This is a genomic window from Dyadobacter sp. LHD-138 (genome assembly GCF_030929615.1).
Taxonomy (GTDB): Bacteria; Bacteroidota; Bacteroidia; order Cytophagales; family Spirosomataceae; genus Dyadobacter.
The window spans coordinates 1-2620 of the sequence record NZ_JAVFVU010000089.1 but is presented as its reverse complement, the minus strand read 5'-3'; the positions used below and the strand labels follow the sequence as shown (position 1 = coordinate 2620).

At 45.7% G+C, this 2620-nt stretch carries 2 protein-coding genes; both read right to left on the bottom strand.

The genetic code is table 11. From position 1 onward, the window contains the following. Positions 1-90: 90 nt before the first annotated feature. Positions 91-807 (bottom strand): IS21-like element helper ATPase IstB, encoded by a 717-nt coding sequence (gene istB, locus RB622_RS29915; protein ID WP_308050515.1) that lies wholly within the window; start codon positions 805-807, stop codon positions 91-93. Continuing rightward, complete coding sequence (gene istA, locus RB622_RS29910; RefSeq protein ID WP_308050514.1) at positions 797-2392, bottom strand: IS21 family transposase; 1596 nt, start codon at positions 2390-2392, stop codon at positions 797-799. The genes istB and istA overlap by 11 nt, the downstream gene beginning before the upstream one ends. Positions 2393-2620 lie beyond the last annotated feature (228 nt).

The following is a 2620-nucleotide window of genomic DNA, read 5'->3' as shown; positions in this document are numbered from 1 at the left end:
TGGATATTCCGTTGATGCTGACCCCGTACCGGGCATACTGACCCCCTTAATTTAGGTTCTGATCTGAGAGATTCTGATGGGCTGACAATTTTACCGTTTTTTTCTTAAACTTTCACCCTTTAGTTCGATCCGGTACGAAGTATGGACCAATCGGTCTAAAATCGCATCGGCAACTGTTTCCTCCCCAATTACATCATACCAGTTTGCAACCGGCAGTTGACTTGCAATTATAGTGGACCTTTTCGCGTGGCGATCCTCAATAATTTCCATTAGGTCCATGCGCTGCTGCTGTTCTAGCCGAGTAAGTCCAAAGTCATCCAGAATAAGGAGTTCTGAACGTGAGAGTCTGTCCATGAGCTTGTAAATACTTCCATCGACCCGGCTTAGTTTCGTTTTCAACAGCAACTTTTGCAGGTTGTAGTACTGGACTTTATAGCCTTGCGCACAAGCCTGGTGGCCAAGAGCCGATGCCAAAAAGCTCTTTCCAGCGCCTGAGGCACCACTGATCAGGACGGCTTCGCCTTTGGACAGATAATTGCCGGTAGCCAGTTCTGTGACCAGCGAACGGTCAAGTCCTCTGGAGCTATCCATATTTAATTCTTCGACGGAAGCCTGGTAGCGGAACTGTGCGTTCTTCTGTAACCGTTCAAAACGCTGGTCACTGCGCTGCTGGTGTTCTGCCTGCAGAAGAAGTTCAAGACCTTCGGCAAGATTGAGCTCATGATGTCTTCGGGTTTCCAGCAATGCCTGCCAGCTGCTGCACATACCATGCAGACGTAGTTCTTTAAGTTGCACTTCAATTTTCATTTTGTAAAAAGTTAATGGTAGACTGTATGTAATAATCTTTGCCCCGGATGTTGTGATGTGCCGGTAGCGTTTGAGGCTGAGTTATCTCATCCTGATGATCGGTCATGTTATTTTCCAGGATTTTCTGAATGAATCGGTAAGAGTAAATTCCGTTATCAATGGCGATCTGGCAGGCCTTTGCGAACTTATCCGGATTGCTATCGCGGTGCAGACGAAAAAGACCGTCGCAGCTTCGGTAGAGCTGCTCGGGATAACGGTCCTGCTGGAAGATTTGCTCGACCAGAAGATATAAGTCTTCGGATTTACTTCTGGCCTTTTGAAGGTAATAAGTAGGGCTACGGTCCAGATAGGCCTGATTCTGAGAACTCAAATGTTCTTTTACAGAAGAATATCCTCCCTTTAAATAGCTGCGGATATGAACAGCGACCATCTTTCCGTGCGCATAAATGTTGACCATATTCCGGGTATAAATAACCTTTACCTTTATGCCTGTCAGCGCGTAGGGAACACTGTAAAAGTGCTTCATGATACAGACATGACCACTATGGGCAACCTTGGGTTCACAGTAATACTTCAGCTCAAAGTGCTGCTCAGGCAATGGTAACAGCAGTGGTTTTTCTACGGCTAGGAACCGTTCCTGACGGCAGTAATCCTTTCGCTGCATGCGCGTCTGGTTATGCTCGTTGATCTTTTCTTTTATCGCGTCGTTAAGGGAAGTGATATCAAAAAACTGACGGTTACGAAGCTTGGCATAAACCCGGGTGTATAAAAGCTTGACCTGGTTCTCAACTTTACTTTTGTCTTTTGGTTTGCCCACTCTTGCTGGTACCACCGACATATTATAGTGATTGGCGAAGTCGTCCAGGCTTTGGTTAATCTGCGGCTCATAACGGTCAGCTCTTATTACGGCAGACTTTAAATTATCTGGAACCAAAGCCTTTGGCACACCACCCAGTTCATTAAGACAACAGGAAAGAGCATACAGGAAGTCGCCAATCCGCTGGCTGGGTACAGCCATAGCAAAGGCATAATCCGAGAAGGGTAAACAAGCAACAAACACCTGACACGCAATCACTTCACCAGTCTGCTTATCAATATAATGCATTGGCTTGCCCGCAAAATCCACCATAAGTTTATCTGCGGGTTGGAAAACAAGAACCGAAGACGACCTGGCTGCCACAAGCTGCTGGTGTAAATGGAAGCAAAACTGAGAGTAGCCGTATCCTTGCGGGAAGTTCTGAATGTATTCTTCCCAAAGTAACTTTTTAGTTACGCCAACTTTTTGAAGCTGACCTCGAAAGTAATCAAGCTTACCCTTCAGATGCACATACCTTGGATCTTTATAAGCGGGATTGCCTGCATGAAACTTGTTTTCCAGTGCAGGGTCTTCCAGCTGCAATAATTCCTGCGGCTCGATATTCACTGATTCCAGTTTGCTTAAATACGATTTCACAGTATTCTTGCTGATACCGAGCGTACGGGCAATAGCCTTGATGGAATAGCCTTGAGAATGTAATCGTAAAAGTTGTTTAATCTGGCTCATAGGTCTTGGTTTTCCAGCCATCAGTGATCTGCTTTTAGTCATTAAAAGATCACTAAATAAACCAAAACCAACGCTAAGAGGGGTCAGTATGCTCCGGTACACGATGTCAAAACCCGTTTTAGAGGGGTCAACATGCTCCGGTACATTCCGTTCTCAACTTTTAAGGGGGTCAACATGTGCCAGAATGGCAGGCGATTCCAGCGAATCAGGCTACTTTAACATTCCAAAACATTCCGGCTTTTAGGGGGTCAACATGCTCCGGAATATCCA